Origin of the sequence: Neomegalonema perideroedes DSM 15528 (assembly GCF_000374145.1) — a bacterium.
GTDB classification, from domain to species: domain Bacteria; phylum Pseudomonadota; class Alphaproteobacteria; order Rhodobacterales; family Rhodobacteraceae; genus Neomegalonema; species Neomegalonema perideroedes.
In genome coordinates this window covers 397,767-410,694 of record NZ_KB893654.1, presented here as the reverse complement: position 1 = coordinate 410,694, position 12,928 = coordinate 397,767, and the positions used below count along the sequence as shown (strand labels likewise).

Here is a 12,928-nt window from a genome sequence, read left to right as displayed (position 1 = left end):
GAAGGGGGCCTCGCGGCCCCCTTTTTCAATCCTGCTCCTGAAGATCCGCCGCGCGCTCGACGAGATTGCTGACCACCGCGCCGTCGATGAGGAAATCCCCGGGCCGGATCCCCGCCGGACAATCCCCGATCCGCCGCGCCGAGATGGTCGCGGAGGGCGCGGGCGAGGACGCCATGAGCTTCTCCATAGGCGTGGCCTTGTCGCCCGCCGCCATGCGGGTGGAGATCTTCATCTCATAGGCGCTTTTGAAATCGCCCGAGAGCGCGATGTCATTGGTGAGGATCAACCCGCCCTGACGGCATTCCGCGACATAGGCGCCTCCGGCCTTCTTCTCCTTCAGAGCACAAAACCCCTGCCCTTGCGAAAAGGCCCAGAGGGTCTGATCCGAAGCGGAATCCACGCAGACCCGGGAGACGCCCCGCGCCTCCAGCCCGTCTATGGCCGAAAGCTGCTCCCAGAGCCCCGGCGCGCGCTCGGGAAAGCCCGGAGCGGCGGCCTTCTCGCTCTCGCCGCAGCCTGCGAGCGGCGCCCCAAGGGCGAGGGCGAGGGCGAAACGACGGCTGAGGCGCATGCAGGGCTCTCCGGGATCAGGATCATGGGCTCTTCGCCCTTGGGCCTTCTGACCGATCCGCCCTCCCCCGGTCAAGCCTCCCCCCGATCAGGCCCTTGATCGGATTGGGACAGGAAAAAAGCCTCGTCCGCAAGGAACGAGGCTCTAAGTCAGTGGAGATAGCGATAAAGAAGCGCGCCTGTCCCTCTGCAGGCGATCCGAAGGGCGACCGCGTCAAATGGTCGGCAGGACGCCCATCTCACGGCCGCGCATGGCGGCCTGAGTCCGATTGGCCACCTTCAGCTTGCGGCAGACCGAACGCACATGGAGCTTCACGGTCACTTCGCGCAAGTTCAGCACCCGGGCGATCTCTTTGTTTTGAAGCCCTCGATAGAGATAGCTCAAAACCTCGCGTTCGCGGCGGGTGAGGCCGGTTTCATCCGAGGGGCCGATGGGCTCTTCGGGGAAGATCTGCTCGCCGTCGGCGATTTCGTGGATGGCGTCCACGAGGGCCTCGGCGCCGTCGGTCTTGGAGAGGAAGCCGGCGGCTCCCGCGGCTTTGGCGCGCGCGGCGACCTCGCCCGCGGCCGCGCCGGAGATGATGGCCACGGGGGCGCCTTTGGCCTCCGCCTTCATCTTCTCCAGCCCGTCGAGGCCGTTCATGCCGGGCATCATATAGTCGAGGACGATCGCGCTGAAGGGCTCCGAAGCCGCCGCAGCCACGGCGATGGCTTCGTCGAGCGACGAAGCCAGAATCGGCTCGGCGTCGGTCCGGCGCAGCAGATCGCCCAGCGCGTCGCGCACCAGTCCATGATCGTCGGCCAATAAAATCCGCATTCGGTCCCCCGCTGGATCGTGGCCCAACGCGGCGAAGGAGCGACGTCGGACAGGTCTTCAAACTCGTTTTGGAACTGGCGTTAACTTTAAGCGAATCAGCGCCTCCCCACAAGGGCTTGAGCGGCGTCGGGACCCTATTCGGTGGGTTAGTCTTGCTCTCTCATCACGAGATTTTATCAGAGATTTTCGTCTGATAGCGGAATATCGCCTTATTCTCGCCTTGATCCGCCCCGGCTTGCGGAGCGCGCCCGGCCTTCTTCGCCGCCGCAGCGCGGAAGCGGGGCGTGATTCGCGCATCGCAAAAAGAGAGATGCGGAGTTTATCCGATCCTGTTCCTTCGGATAGGTTTCCCGCCGCCCCGCCCCCGCCCCGCCCCCGCCCCGGCCAAGGCCCCGAACCTCCGCCCGCCTCCTCCGGACCGCCTGATCTTTTGCGCGCGACGGCCTTGACGCTCTTCCGGGCCCGGTCTATATCCCCCCTCGACGTCGTTAGCACTCGCCTTTGATGAGTGCCAACGCCCCGGAGGCGGCCCGCTCGGGCCAGCGCCGGGCTCCAGAATTCCGCCCGGCCCGCCGGCCGGGGCAAGCCGAAAGCTTCAGGAGCTTCCCATGAAATTCCATCCCCTGCACGACCGCGTGCTCGTCCGCCGCGTCGAGAGCGACGAGAAGACCAAGGGCGGCCTGATCATCCCCGACAGCGCCAAAGAGAAGCCCCAGGAGGGCGTCGTGGTCTCGGTGGGCAAGGGCGCCCGCGACGAGGACGGCAAGCGCGTGGCCCCGGACGTCAAGGCCGGCGACCGCATCCTCTTCGGCAAATGGTCGGGCACCGAAGTGAAGATCGACGGCGAAGACCTTCTGATCATGAAGGAATCGGACATCCTCGGCGTTCTCGAGGTCTGAGACGGAGGCTGATCGCCCCTCCCTTCCTTCATCGCCATAGAATTTAAGGAGCGCCTCTCATGGCCGCCAAAGACGTGAAGTTCAACAGCGACGCCCGCGACCGCATTCTGCGCGGCGTCGACACCCTCGCCAACGCCGTGAAGGTCACGCTGGGTCCCAAGGGCCGCAACGTGGTCATCGACAAATCCTTCGGCGCCCCCCGCATCACCAAGGACGGCGTGAGCGTCGCCAAGGAGATCGAGCTTTCCGACAAGTTCGAGAACATGGGCGCCCAGATGGTCCGCGAAGTCGCTTCGCGCACCAACGACGAGGCCGGCGACGGCACCACCACCGCCACGGTTCTGGCTCAGGCCATCGTCCGCGAGGGCATGAAGGCGGTCGCCGCCGGCATGAACCCGATGGACGTCAAGCGCGGCGTCGACAAGGCCGTGCAGCAGGTCGTCGCCGAGATCAAGGCCATCGCCAAGAAGGTCGAGACCTCGGATCAGGTCGCGCAGGTCGGCACCATCTCCGCCAACGGCGAGAGCGAGATCGGCCGTCAGATCGCGGACGCCATGCAGCGCGTCGGCAACGAGGGCGTGATCACCGTCGAGGAGAACAAGGGCCTCGACACCGAGACCGAAGTCGTCGAGGGCATGCAGTTCGACCGCGGCTATCTCTCCCCTTACTTCGTGACCAACGCCGACAAGATGGTCGCCGAGCTTGAGGACGTGCTGATCCTTCTCCATGAGAAGAAGCTCTCCTCGCTTCAGCCGATGATCCCGCTGCTCGAGTCGGTCATCCAGTCGCAGAAGCCGCTGCTGATCATCGCCGAGGACGTCGAGGGCGAGGCTCTGGCCACGCTGGTCGTCAACAAGCTGCGCGGCGGCCTGAAGATCGCCGCCGTCAAGGCCCCCGGCTTCGGCGACCGCCGCAAGGCCATGCTGCAGGACATCGCGATCCTGACCGGCGGCCAGCTGATCTCCGACGACCTCGGCATGAAGCTTGAGAACGTCACCCTCGACATGCTCGGCAAGGCCCGCAAGGTCCGCATCGCCAAGGAAGACACCACCATCGTGGACGGCGCCGGCGACAAGGCCGAGATCGACGCCCGCGTCGGCCAGATCAAGGCGCAGATCGAGGAGACCACCTCGGACTACGACCGCGAGAAGCTGCAGGAGCGTCTGGCGAAGCTGGCGGGCGGCGTGGCCGTCATCCGCGTCGGCGGCATGACCGAAGTCGAAGTCAAGGAGCGCAAGGACCGCGTGGACGACGCCCTCAACGCGACCCGCGCGGCCGTGCAGGAAGGCATCGTCCCCGGCGGCGGCGTCACGCTGCTGAAGGCCTCCAAGAAGATCGACTCCTCGGCCGCCGCCAACGACGACCAGAAGCGCGGCTTCGAGCTGATCCGTCTCGCGCTTCAGGCGCCGATCCGTCAGATCGCCGACAACGCCGGCGTGGACGGCTCGGTGGTCGTGGGCAAGGTGCTCGAGTCCAGCGACGCCAACTTCGGCTACGACGCTCAGAACGACTCGTACGGCGATCTCTTCAAGATCGGCATCATCGACCCCGCGAAGGTCGTGCGCCATGCTCTTGAGGACGCGGCCTCCATCGCGGGCCTGCTGATCACCACCGAGGCGGCCATCGCCGAGAAGCCCGAGAAGAAGGCCCCCGCCATGCCCGGCGGCGGCATGGGCGGCATGGGCGACATGGATTTCTGATCTCAGGATCGGAAGCCCGGTCCTCCGGCCTTCGCAAGTCAGGCCCCCTTCCGCGCGAGCGGGAGGGGGTTTTTTCAGGGCGCGCGACCATCGGGGAGAAGACGCCGCCGCGCGGAGCCGTCAGAATGGCGCGGCCGTTCTTTCATGGATTCGGGAGATCCTCCATGCGCCGCCCGCCCCTCGCCTTCCTGAGCGCCCTGCTCGCCTCCTCCTCCGCCTTCGCTCAGGAGGCCGCGCCCTTCACGCTGGAGGTCGGCGGCCTCGCAGAGGGCGCCCGCGTCCCTGAGGAGATGGTCTTCGACGGCTTCGGCTGCTCGGGCGGCAACGTTTCGCCGGAAGTCTCCTGGAGCGGCGCGCCCGAAGGGACCAAAAGCTTCGCGCTCGTGATGTACGATCCGGACGCCCCGACCATCTCCGGCTTCTGGCATTGGGCGGTTCTGGACATCCCCGCCTCGGCCACGGGACTGGAGCAAGGCGCGGGCGGCCCGGAAAGCGGCGCTCTGCCCGAGGGCGCGCGTCAGGGCTACACCGATTTCGGCCCCTTCGCCTATGGCGGCCCCTGCCCGCCCGTCGGCCATGGGCTGCATCGCTATCAATTCACGCTCTACGCCCTGAGCGTCGGGAAGCTGCCGGATCTCGCCGGAGCCACCGGCGGCCTGACCGGCGCCATGGTCGAGGGGCATAGCCTCGGCTCGGTCCGGCGGACGCTGACCTACAGCCGCTGAGGCCCTGACAAGACGAAGGCCGCGCCCCTCCTCGGAGGAGCGCGGCCCGACGCGGAGGCTCAAGCCTCTGAAATCCTCACCGGACGACGTCTTCGACGGCCTGAGCGGTGCCCTTCACGTCGGCGCCGACGCCGCGCACGGTGTTGGCGCAGCCGGCGGCCAGAGCCGCGACGAGCATCAGAACGGCGGAAAGGCGGAGGTTCTTCATCTTCTGTCTCCCGGAACAAGATTTCACGCCGGATTCACCTTGGAGGCGCGAGCCCCGGAAACAAGGCTCGGCGGGCGGGAAAGCGCGTTTTTTTCCGTCGCGCCGCCTCTGCGCCCGGCCTCAGGGACAAGCTTCGGGCTCCAGCGGCGTCAGGGCGCGAAGCCGGAGGCCCAGCTCTCCCGCCTCCCCCATGCGGTTGCGGGAGGACAGCGGCACGCCGCCCTCCGCGACCCGGTCGTCGCTCTCCTAGAGCGGAGGGCCGTCCCCGCCGCCCGCCGCCCGCCGCCCGGAGCGAATTCCGCAGCCGCCGCATCCGGCGCCCTTCCAGAGCCGCGCCGAAGGCCGCCGCGAGAATCGCCGAACCGCCGGGCCTCATGCTCCGCTCCGCGCCCATCCTCCCCTCCCGTTCGCTGAATTCGCCGGAGTTAGAAGCTGCGGAGACGCGGGAGGAACTCCATCTTTCATTGCCCATGCGCCGCCGCCGTTTTGCGCGGAGGCCCTTCCCTCTTGCCTTCGCGGCTCCGGCGCGCGAGTTTCGCGGATCATCTGCACAAAAGGAGATCCGCATGTCCGTCGAAGCCCGCCTTGCCGAACTCGGCCTGACTCTGCCGAGCGCCGCGGCGCCCGCCGCCAATTACGTGCCTTTCGTGGTTTCGGGGAATCTGGTCTTCGTCTCGGGGCAATTGCCGATGTCGAACGGCGCTCTGACGATCAAAGGTCTGGTCGGTCAGGACGTGAGCGTCGAGCAGGGCAAAGAAGCCGCCAAGCTCTGCGCGCTGAATCTGCTGGCTCAGGTCAAGGCGGCGCTCGGCGGCGACCTCTCGCGGCTGAAGCGCGTGGTGAAGCTGACGGCCTTCGTCGCCTCCGGCCCCGAGTTCACGCAGCATCCCGAAGTGGTCAACGGCGCCTCGGACGTGCTGGTCGAGATCCTCGGCGACGCCGGACGCCACGCCCGCGCCGCCGTGGGCGCGCCTTCTCTGCCGCGCGGCACGCCGGTCGAGATCGAGGGCGTCTTCGAGATCGCCTAAAGCTTCTCGGGCGCGGCGGCCCAATCGAGCGCCTGTTCGAGGCGGTCGTCGCCCCAGAAGAGTTCTCCGCCGGAGGTTATGAAGCTCGGAGCGCCGAAGAGGCGCTTCTGAGCCGCCTCCTCGACCCGCGCCCGCAAGGCCGCCTTGAGGTCGAGGTCGTTCCGGGCGCGCTCGACGAGCGCCGCGCCGTCCCGGCCCATGGCGTCGAGGATCTCCGCCAGAACCGCCGGATCCTGAAGCTGGGCGCCCGCGCCGAATTCGGCGCGGAAGAGGCGGACGTAGAAATCTTCAGCCCAAGGCTCCGCCTCGACCGCCAGAGCCAGCCGCACGGCCATAACGCTGTTTTGCGGAAAGGGCTCGGGCAGGCGGAAGCTCAGGCCGAGCGGCGCGCAAAGGCGCTCCAGATCGCGGATCATATAGGCGCGCTTATCCTCGCTGACGAGGAAAGGCGGCTGAGTCAGGCCGTTGCGGGCGAAGACCGGCCCGAGGATGAAGGGCTTCCAGAGAATCCGGCCCCCCTTCGCCCGCGCCAGATCTCCGACCCGGATCACGGCGGGACAAGAATAGCTCGACGCGAAATCGAACCAGACCTCAAGAACAGGCTCAGACATCCGGGCTCCTCCTGCGCGCCCGCCCTCTTGAGTTCGGGGCGGCGGGACGCAGGATGCGCCGGGAGGAGCCCCGACGCAATCCGCCTTCGCGGCCTAGCCCAGAGAAGAGGCCCAGGCCGGAAGCGGCGCTTTGGTCCGCGCCGCCCGTCGCCGCGCCGCCTCGGCGTAGAGCGCCGCATAGCGCGGCCCCGCCGCCGCCCAATCGCGTTCGCGCAGGACTTCGGCCCGCGCCGTCTCGATCTGCGCCTCCAGCGCCCCGGAGCGCCAGTCCCGCGCCGTCTCGACCATGGCCGCCACCAGAGCCGCGCGGTCTCCGGCGGGGAAAAGCCGCCCCGTCTCGCCGTCGCGGATCAACTCCTTGTGTCCGCCGACGTCCGAGGCCGCCACCGGACGCCCCAGAGCCATGGCCTCCAGAGGCTTGAGCGGCGTGGTCAGATGAGTCAGACGCATGGCCCGGCGCGGCAGGACCACCGCGTCCAGAGCCGCGAAGCGCCGCCGCAGCTCCTCGCGCGCGAGCCGCCCCGTGAAGACCACGGCCTCGCCCAAAGGCGCCGCCAGACGCCGCAAAGCCTCCTCCTCCGGCCCGCCGCCCATGAGCAGCAGCCGCGCCCCCGGCAGAGCCTGACGGACCTCCGGCAGGGCCTCGATCAGCAGATCCAGCCCTTCATAGGCGTAAAAGGAGCCCGCGAAGCCGAAGATCGGCCCCGCGCCCAGACCCAGAGCCGCCGCCGCCTCGGGGTCGCGCGGCCCGAGGCTCGGGAAATCGGCGGCCCGCACGGCGTTGGGCAGCAGCGTCAGACGCTCCGGCGCGAATCCCCGCGCCACGAGATCCGATTTCAGCCCCTCGCAGATGACAGCCGCCGCGTCCGAGGAGCGCACGGCGGCCTCCTCCATGCGTCTTTGCAACCGCCAGCGGAGCCCGCCTTCCCTCAATCGCCCGGAATCGACGGCGGCGTCTTCCCAAAAGGCGCGGATTTCATATACGACGGGAAGACCGAGTCGGCGCCCCGCCTGGATCGTCGGCAAGGCGTTCAAAGCGGGGGAATGGGCATGAATCACGTCGAAGGAGTCTTCGGACGCCGCCTGAAGGATTCGCCGGTAGCTCGCCGACATCTCGCGCAGCAGGGCCGGAAATCCGCCGCGCGAATCCGGCGTGCGCAGAAAACGGCGCCCTCCGGCGCGCTCCTCGCGCGGAGCGGCCGCGGCGGCGCGGCGCAGAGCCCGCTCATGACGCGGCGTGGTCAGCCCGACGGGCGTCCAGCCCATGGCCTCCTGCGCGGCGAAGACGCCGAGGCTGCGCGTGACGTAGCCGCTCTGCAGCGGCGCGGAATGATCGAGGACGTGCAGGACGCGCATGGAGGCTCCGCCGTGAAAGGTCTTCTCCGGCTATGCCCGATTCGCTCTCAAGAAGGGCTTAAGGCCGCTCAGGTTCCGACGAGCGTATCCTTTCGCTCGTATTGTGAGAATTCAAAGTCTTACCATGTTTTACGCCGCAATAAGGCGATGATTTGGACTGATTCGCCGAACCCTCGCCCTATTTCCGCCGCGCGTTCGCGTCAAGTTGTCGTCCACGGGGCGCCCCAAAGCTTCGGGCGGTCGCGTTCCGGGGCTCAGAGACAAGGATTTGACATGATGATCGCAGCGCTGCGTTTGGCCGCCGCCGCGATTGCGGCGACGGGTCTGTGGCTTCAGCCCGCCGCTGCAAACGGCTTCACCACCTCGACGGGGCACAGCCTCCAGCTCCCCGACGTCCGCAGTCTGGACTGCGGCGGCATGCAGGCGGCCATGGACCGCATCGACGCCACCGGCTACCGCACCGGCCCGACGCCCCGCAATCCTTCGGACGGCCCGCTCTATGATTATGAGAAGCGCCTCGCCGAAGAGCGATATCAGCGCTGCCTGCGCGGCGGCGGACTCCGCTGAAGCCCCCTGCGCGCGGAGCCGGGCGCGGCTCCGGCCCGCTTCCGGCCCGCCCCCCCGGCTCGCCCTGGCCTTTCCGATTTCTCCTTTCCCCCTCTCCCGCCCCCTTTTCGACGACGTCCTGAGCGAAGGATAGGGTCGGCCTCCGGGTCTTGAGCCTCCGGCGTCGAGCGCCTATGGTCGCGCCCTTCCCGGTTCCGGGCCCTCAGGAGAAAGCCGCATGAGCCTCGCGCGCGCCGGATTGGCCGGTTCGATCGCCTTCGCCGTCTTCGCCGCCGATCAGATCAGCAAATGGTGGGTTTTCGAACGTCTCGACCTCAGGGGTCTGGGCGTCATCGAGGTTTTGCCGCCTTGGCTCTCTTTCCATCTCGCTTGGAATCCGGGGATCAATTTCGGCCTCTTCGCCTCGGACGCGCGCTGGACGAAATGGGCGCTGGCCGGTCTGGCGCTCGTGGTGGCGGCCGGAGTTCTGATCTGGGCCGGGCGCCGGGCGGGCGACCGGCTGTTCGCTTTGGGCGCGGGCCTGCTGGCCGGTGGGGCGCTCGGCAATGCTTTGGATCGCGTGCTTCATGGGGCCGTGGCCGATTTCCTCAACGTCTCCTGTTGCGGGATTCGGAATCCTTTCGCCTTCAATATCGCGGACATAGCGATTTTTCTGGGGGCGCTTCTGGTCGCTTGGCGCAGCGGGTCTCCGACGCCTTCGTGAGCGCGTCCCGTTTCGACGCGCCTTGTCCGGCGAACCGAGGTGGGATATGAAAATCAGAGAGATCCGGGCGCTTGAAGGCGCCCCAAGGGCACCTCAAAGGAGGCCTGAAATGGCGAAAATCAGAACGGCGTCCGCGCTTATGGCCATCGCCGTTTGCGCATCCGGTTGCGGGGGCGCGGGCTTCCAAATTCGGGAGGCTCTCGGCGTGGACAAGAATCCTCCGGACGCCTTCGTCGTGATGCCGACGCGAGCGCTTGAAATCCCGCAGGATCTCGCCGCTCTGCCGCCGCCCGCGCCCGGCGCCGTCTCGCCGCTGGAGGCCGACCCGCGCGCCATGGCCCTCAGCGCCCTTGGCGGCCAGCCCGTCGGAGCCCAGCCGATTGCGCCGAACACGGTCGTTTTGGGACAAGCGCCGCTGGGCGCCGGCTCTCTCGGATTTTCGGCGCCCGGCTCTCCGGCGGTCGGCTTTGCGGCGCCCGGCTTTGCGGCTTCAGCGCCTCTCTCCTATGCGCCGGCCCCTTCGGGCGCGGAAAGCGCTCTGCTCAGCGCGGCGGGGGCTCCGGCCGCCTCGGGCGAGGTGCGGGCGCTCGTCGCGGCCGAGGCCGCCGAACAGCCGGAATATCTCCTCGACCGCTGGTTTCCCGGCCTGAAGCGTCTGCGCGGCGAATCCTCCGGCGAGCTCGTGGAGCCTCTGGCCGAAATGCGCCGCCTCGGTCAGGACGCCCCCGAAGCCGCGCCGCTGTCGGACGTTCGGGCGATTCCGCCTTTGCTGCTTCCGCCTTCCGCCTCCGCCGCCTCGGCCTCCACGGCGCCCTGAGCCATGAGGGCCGTTCTGGAGCCTCTTGCGAAAATCTTGCTCGCGCGCCGCGAAAACCTTACATCGTGCGCACAATCCGACCCGACGCGCCGGCCCCGAGCGACGCAGGGCCTCAAAAGGAAACTCTACGTGCAGACAAGGATTCCGCCAGGCGGATCTCTTTTCCTGAGCTTGGCGGCTTGCCTCGCATTGGGAACGGCGGCCGCAGCCGCCCCGGCGGTCACCACCTTCAATCTCGACAACGGCCTTCAGGGCGTGGTGATCGAGGATCACCGCGCGCCCGCGGCCACGCATATGATGTGGTATAAGGTCGGGGCCGCGGATGAGGAGCCCGGCTTCTCGGGCGTGGCCCATTTCCTCGAACATCTGACCTTCAAAGGCGCCGGAGACTTCGGCAGCGGCGATTTCTCGCGGATCATCGCCGACCACGGCGGCGTGGACAACGCCGGGACGACCCATGAATACACCACCTATTATCAGCGCATCGCGCCGCAATGGCTGCCGCTGGTCATGGAGATGGAGGCCGCCCGCATGAGCAGCCTCCGGGTCGACGCCGCCGAGGTGGAGACCGAAAGGCGGGTGGTGCTCGAAGAGCGCATGTCGCGCGTGGACAGCGATCCTGTCGAACGCTTCGGCGAGGAAATGAAGGCTGCGCTCTACAAGAACCATCGCTATCGCACGCCCGCCATCGGCTGGCGCCATGAGATCGAAAGCCTGAGCCTTGAGAAGGCTCTGGAGTTCTATCACCGCCATTACGGCCCGAATCGGGCGGTTCTGGTGGTCGCCGGAGACGTGGACCCCGAGCAGGTCGAGGCTTGGGCCCGCGAATATTACGGGGCGCTCAAGCCCGTCGGCGCCCGCCCGCCCCGCGCCTCGGAGCCGCCGTCCTACGCCGCCCGACGCATCGAAATGCGCGATCCCCGGGTGGTGCTGCCGCTGTTCCAGCGCTTTTACGCCGTGGCCACCACCGCCGATCCTCAGGACGGGCCCGCTCTGGCGCTGCTCGCCCAGATCTTCGGCTCCAGCGATTCGGCCGACAGCCGTCTGCGCCGGGCCCTCATCGAAGGCGAGGAGGCCCCCGCCGCCTACGCCGGAGCGCGCTATCAGGGAGAAATGGCCGACATCGGCACTTTCTCCATCTTCGTTTTTCCCAAGGACGCCAGCGTGGACATGACTCTCGTCGAGGACCTCGTGGACCGGGAGATCGCCCGCATGATCGCCGAAGGCCCCACCGAGGAGGAGCTGGCCCGCGCCAAGACCCTCATCCTTTCGGACGCGCTCTTCACGCAGGATAATCAATTCCACCTCGCCGAACGCTACGGCGCGGCGCTGGCCGTCGGCCGGACCATCGAGGAGGTCGAGGCCTGGCCCGACCGCCTGCGCGCCGTCACGCCCGAGCAGATGCGCGAGGCCGCCGCGCGCTGGCTGAAGATCGAATATTCGGTGACCGGCCGCCTTCAGACGCCCCAACAGCCTCCTCAGACGGAGGTCGCGCCATGACCGCCGCTTTCATCTCCTCCTTCTCCGCCGCGCGGAGTCTCTCGCAGGCGCCGCTGCGGCTTCTGCGGCGGGCGGGTCTGGCGCTGCTGCTGCTCGGCGGCGCGGCGGCGGCCGAAGAGGCCGCCCATTCCCTCCCCGATCCCGCCGACGCTCCGCAGGAGATCGTCACGCCCAAAGGGCTCTCGGTCTGGCTGAAATACGAGCCGAGCCTTCCGGCGGTGGCGCTCAACGCGCAATTCGGCGGCGGCGGGCTCTCCGACGCGCCGGGGCGCACGGGGGCCTCCTTCCTCGTCGGCGGGCTTCTGGAGGAGGGCGCGGGCGGACTCGACGCGCGGGCCTTTCAAAACGCCCGCGACGAATTGGGCGCGCGCCTCGTCTATATGACCGCCTCGGAGGATCTGTCGATCACGCTCTGGTCGCCCTCCGAGCATCTGGAGGCGGCCATGGAGCTGGTGCGCCTCTCGCTGGTCGAGCCGCGCTTCGATCCCGAGGCCATCGCGCTGGTCAAGGCCCAGAGCACGGCGCTCATGCGGCACCAGAACGCCGATCCGCAGAATCTCGCCGAGATCGCCCTGCTGAAGCGCCTCTTCCCGAACGACCCCTATAGCCATGATTATCGCGGCGGAGAGGCCGATTACGCGAAGCTGACCCGCGCGGATCTGCTGGAGGTTCTGCCCCGGCTGACGGATCGGAGCCGGCTGATCGTCTCGGCGGTGGGCGACGTGACCCCGGAGCGGCTCGCCGCCTTGGTGGACGCCGCCTTCGGCGATCTGCCCGCCGGAGCCGCTCAGACTCCGCCGCCCGTCCAGCCCGCCCGGGCGCCGGGGGTGATCCGCGAATTCCTCGACCGGGAGCAAAGCGTGATCGTCTTCGGCCATGGCGGAATCGACAACGACGATCCCGAATATGAAGCCGCCCGGGTGATGACCCATATCCTCGGCGGCTATGGGGCGAACTCCCGGCTCAACGCCGCCTTGCGCGATAAGCGCGGCATGACCTACGCCGTCTCGGCGGGCCTGCGGGTCTATGACCGCGCGGGCGTGGTCATGGGCATGGTGGCGGTCGCCAACGAGCGGGTGGAGGAGGCCATCGGGATCCTGCGCGCCGAATGGACCCGCATGGCGGAGGAAGGCCCCACGCAAGCCGAGCTGGATCGCTCCAAACGCTATCTCATCGGCTCCTTCGGCTTGGGGATCAGCTCCAACATGGGGCTTTCGGAGTTCCTCGTGCGCAGCCGCAGCCAAGGGCTCGGCATCGACTACATCCACACCCGCAATCAGGCCATCGCCGCCGTGACCCTTGAGGACGTGAAGCGCGCGGCGCGGCGGGTGCTCAAGCCGGAGGATCTCGTCTTCTCGGTGGTCGGCGGCCCGGCCGCTCAGGCGCAGGCGCCCGGCGCGCAGGAGGCGGTCCCTTAAGCTCAGGCG

At 68.1% G+C, this 12,928-nt stretch carries 14 protein-coding genes; 9 read left to right on the top strand and 5 right to left on the bottom strand.

Annotated features, from left to right (window positions below; all coding sequences use genetic code 11):
* Positions 1–25 precede the first annotated feature (25 nt).
* Both B161_RS0109050 and B161_RS0109045 read right to left on the bottom strand, forming a co-directional pair.
* On the bottom strand, positions 26–571 hold the full coding sequence (locus B161_RS0109050; RefSeq protein ID WP_018633073.1) for a DUF3617 domain-containing protein: 546 nt from the start codon (positions 569–571) through the stop codon (positions 26–28).
* A 213-nt stretch (positions 572–784) separates the two neighbouring features.
* The gene (locus tag B161_RS0109045) at positions 785–1,387 is read right to left on the bottom strand and encodes a response regulator transcription factor (protein ID WP_018633072.1); all 603 of its coding nucleotides are present in this window, start codon (positions 1,385–1,387) and stop codon (positions 785–787) included.
* Positions 1,388–1,995: 608 nt separating this feature from the next.
* Between B161_RS0109045 and groES the strand changes: the two genes are divergently transcribed.
* The 3 genes from groES to B161_RS0109030 all read left to right on the top strand — a co-directional run bounded on the left by groES (position 1,996) and on the right by B161_RS0109030 (position 4,711).
* Entirely contained in the window at positions 1,996–2,286 is a 291-nt protein-coding gene (gene groES, locus B161_RS0109040; protein WP_018633071.1) for a co-chaperone GroES, read from the top strand.
* 59 nt (positions 2,287–2,345) lie between these two features.
* The gene (gene groL / locus B161_RS0109035) at positions 2,346–3,986 is read left to right on the top strand and encodes a chaperonin GroEL (RefSeq protein WP_018633070.1); all 1,641 of its coding nucleotides are present in this window, start codon (positions 2,346–2,348) and stop codon (positions 3,984–3,986) included.
* A gap of 164 nt (positions 3,987–4,150) precedes the next feature.
* Positions 4,151–4,711 (top strand): YbhB/YbcL family Raf kinase inhibitor-like protein, encoded by a 561-nt coding sequence (locus B161_RS0109030; protein ID WP_018633069.1) that lies wholly within the window; start codon positions 4,151–4,153, stop codon positions 4,709–4,711.
* Positions 4,712–4,787: 76 nt separating this feature from the next.
* Here B161_RS0109030 and B161_RS20040 read toward each other — a convergent pair whose 3' ends face one another.
* A complete protein-coding gene (locus B161_RS20040) occupies positions 4,788–4,919 on the bottom strand; it encodes a hypothetical protein (protein ID WP_018633068.1) in 132 nt (43 codons plus the stop codon).
* 566 nt (positions 4,920–5,485) lie between these two features.
* Between B161_RS20040 and B161_RS0109020 the strand changes: the two genes are divergently transcribed.
* Entirely contained in the window at positions 5,486–5,947 is a 462-nt protein-coding gene (locus B161_RS0109020) for a RidA family protein (protein ID WP_018633067.1), read from the top strand.
* Here B161_RS0109020 and B161_RS0109015 read toward each other — a convergent pair.
* Positions 5,944–6,558: a 2-hydroxychromene-2-carboxylate isomerase gene (locus B161_RS0109015; protein ID WP_018633066.1), complete on the bottom strand. Its 615-nt coding sequence runs from the start codon at positions 6,556–6,558 to the stop codon at positions 5,944–5,946. The genes B161_RS0109020 and B161_RS0109015 overlap by 4 nt on opposite strands.
* Positions 6,559–6,651: 93 nt before the next feature.
* Positions 6,652–7,914 carry a TIGR04063 family PEP-CTERM/XrtA system glycosyltransferase gene (locus B161_RS17570; protein ID WP_018633065.1) on the bottom strand — a complete coding sequence of 421 codons (1,263 nt, stop codon included), beginning with the start codon at positions 7,912–7,914 and terminating at the stop codon, positions 6,652–6,654.
* A 273-nt stretch (positions 7,915–8,187) separates the two neighbouring features.
* Between B161_RS17570 and B161_RS0109005 the strand changes: the two genes are divergently transcribed.
* From B161_RS0109005 to B161_RS17560, 5 genes are all read left to right on the top strand, one after another.
* Positions 8,188–8,481 carry a hypothetical protein gene (locus B161_RS0109005; RefSeq protein ID WP_018633064.1) on the top strand — a complete coding sequence of 98 codons (294 nt, stop codon included), beginning with the start codon at positions 8,188–8,190 and terminating at the stop codon, positions 8,479–8,481.
* 217 nt (positions 8,482–8,698) lie between these two features.
* Complete coding sequence (gene lspA / locus B161_RS0109000) at positions 8,699–9,184, top strand: signal peptidase II (protein WP_018633063.1); 486 nt, start codon at positions 8,699–8,701, stop codon at positions 9,182–9,184.
* A 205-nt stretch (positions 9,185–9,389) separates the two neighbouring features.
* Positions 9,390–10,001: a DUF3035 domain-containing protein gene (locus B161_RS18835; protein ID WP_169338276.1), complete on the top strand. Its 612-nt coding sequence runs from the start codon at positions 9,390–9,392 to the stop codon at positions 9,999–10,001.
* A gap of 129 nt (positions 10,002–10,130) precedes the next feature.
* A complete protein-coding gene (locus B161_RS0108990; RefSeq protein ID WP_169338275.1) occupies positions 10,131–11,501 on the top strand; it encodes a M16 family metallopeptidase in 1,371 nt (456 codons plus the stop codon).
* Complete coding sequence (locus B161_RS17560; protein WP_018633060.1) at positions 11,498–12,919, top strand: M16 family metallopeptidase; 1,422 nt, start codon at positions 11,498–11,500, stop codon at positions 12,917–12,919. The genes B161_RS0108990 and B161_RS17560 overlap by 4 nt, the downstream gene beginning before the upstream one ends.
* Positions 12,920–12,928 lie beyond the last annotated feature (9 nt).

Coding starts and splice junctions, on each gene's coding strand:
- B161_RS0109050 (WP_018633073.1), bottom strand. CDS start 571: ATGCGCCTCAGCCGTCGTTTCGCCCTCGCCCTCGCCCTTGGGGCGCCG.
- B161_RS0109045 (WP_018633072.1), bottom strand. CDS start 1,387: ATGCGGATTTTATTGGCCGACGATCATGGACTGGTGCGCGACGCGCTG.
- groES (WP_018633071.1), top strand. CDS start 1,996: ATGAAATTCCATCCCCTGCACGACCGCGTGCTCGTCCGCCGCGTCGAG.
- groL (WP_018633070.1), top strand. CDS start 2,346: ATGGCCGCCAAAGACGTGAAGTTCAACAGCGACGCCCGCGACCGCATT.
- B161_RS0109030 (WP_018633069.1), top strand. CDS start 4,151: ATGCGCCGCCCGCCCCTCGCCTTCCTGAGCGCCCTGCTCGCCTCCTCC.
- B161_RS20040 (WP_018633068.1), bottom strand. CDS start 4,919: ATGAAGAACCTCCGCCTTTCCGCCGTTCTGATGCTCGTCGCGGCTCTG.
- B161_RS0109020 (WP_018633067.1), top strand. CDS start 5,486: ATGTCCGTCGAAGCCCGCCTTGCCGAACTCGGCCTGACTCTGCCGAGC.
- B161_RS0109015 (WP_018633066.1), bottom strand. CDS start 6,558: ATGTCTGAGCCTGTTCTTGAGGTCTGGTTCGATTTCGCGTCGAGCTAT.
- B161_RS17570 (WP_018633065.1), bottom strand. CDS start 7,914: ATGCGCGTCCTGCACGTCCTCGATCATTCCGCGCCGCTGCAGAGCGGC.
- B161_RS0109005 (WP_018633064.1), top strand. CDS start 8,188: ATGATGATCGCAGCGCTGCGTTTGGCCGCCGCCGCGATTGCGGCGACG.
- lspA (WP_018633063.1), top strand. CDS start 8,699: ATGAGCCTCGCGCGCGCCGGATTGGCCGGTTCGATCGCCTTCGCCGTC.
- B161_RS17560 (WP_018633060.1), top strand. CDS start 11,498: ATGACCGCCGCTTTCATCTCCTCCTTCTCCGCCGCGCGGAGTCTCTCG.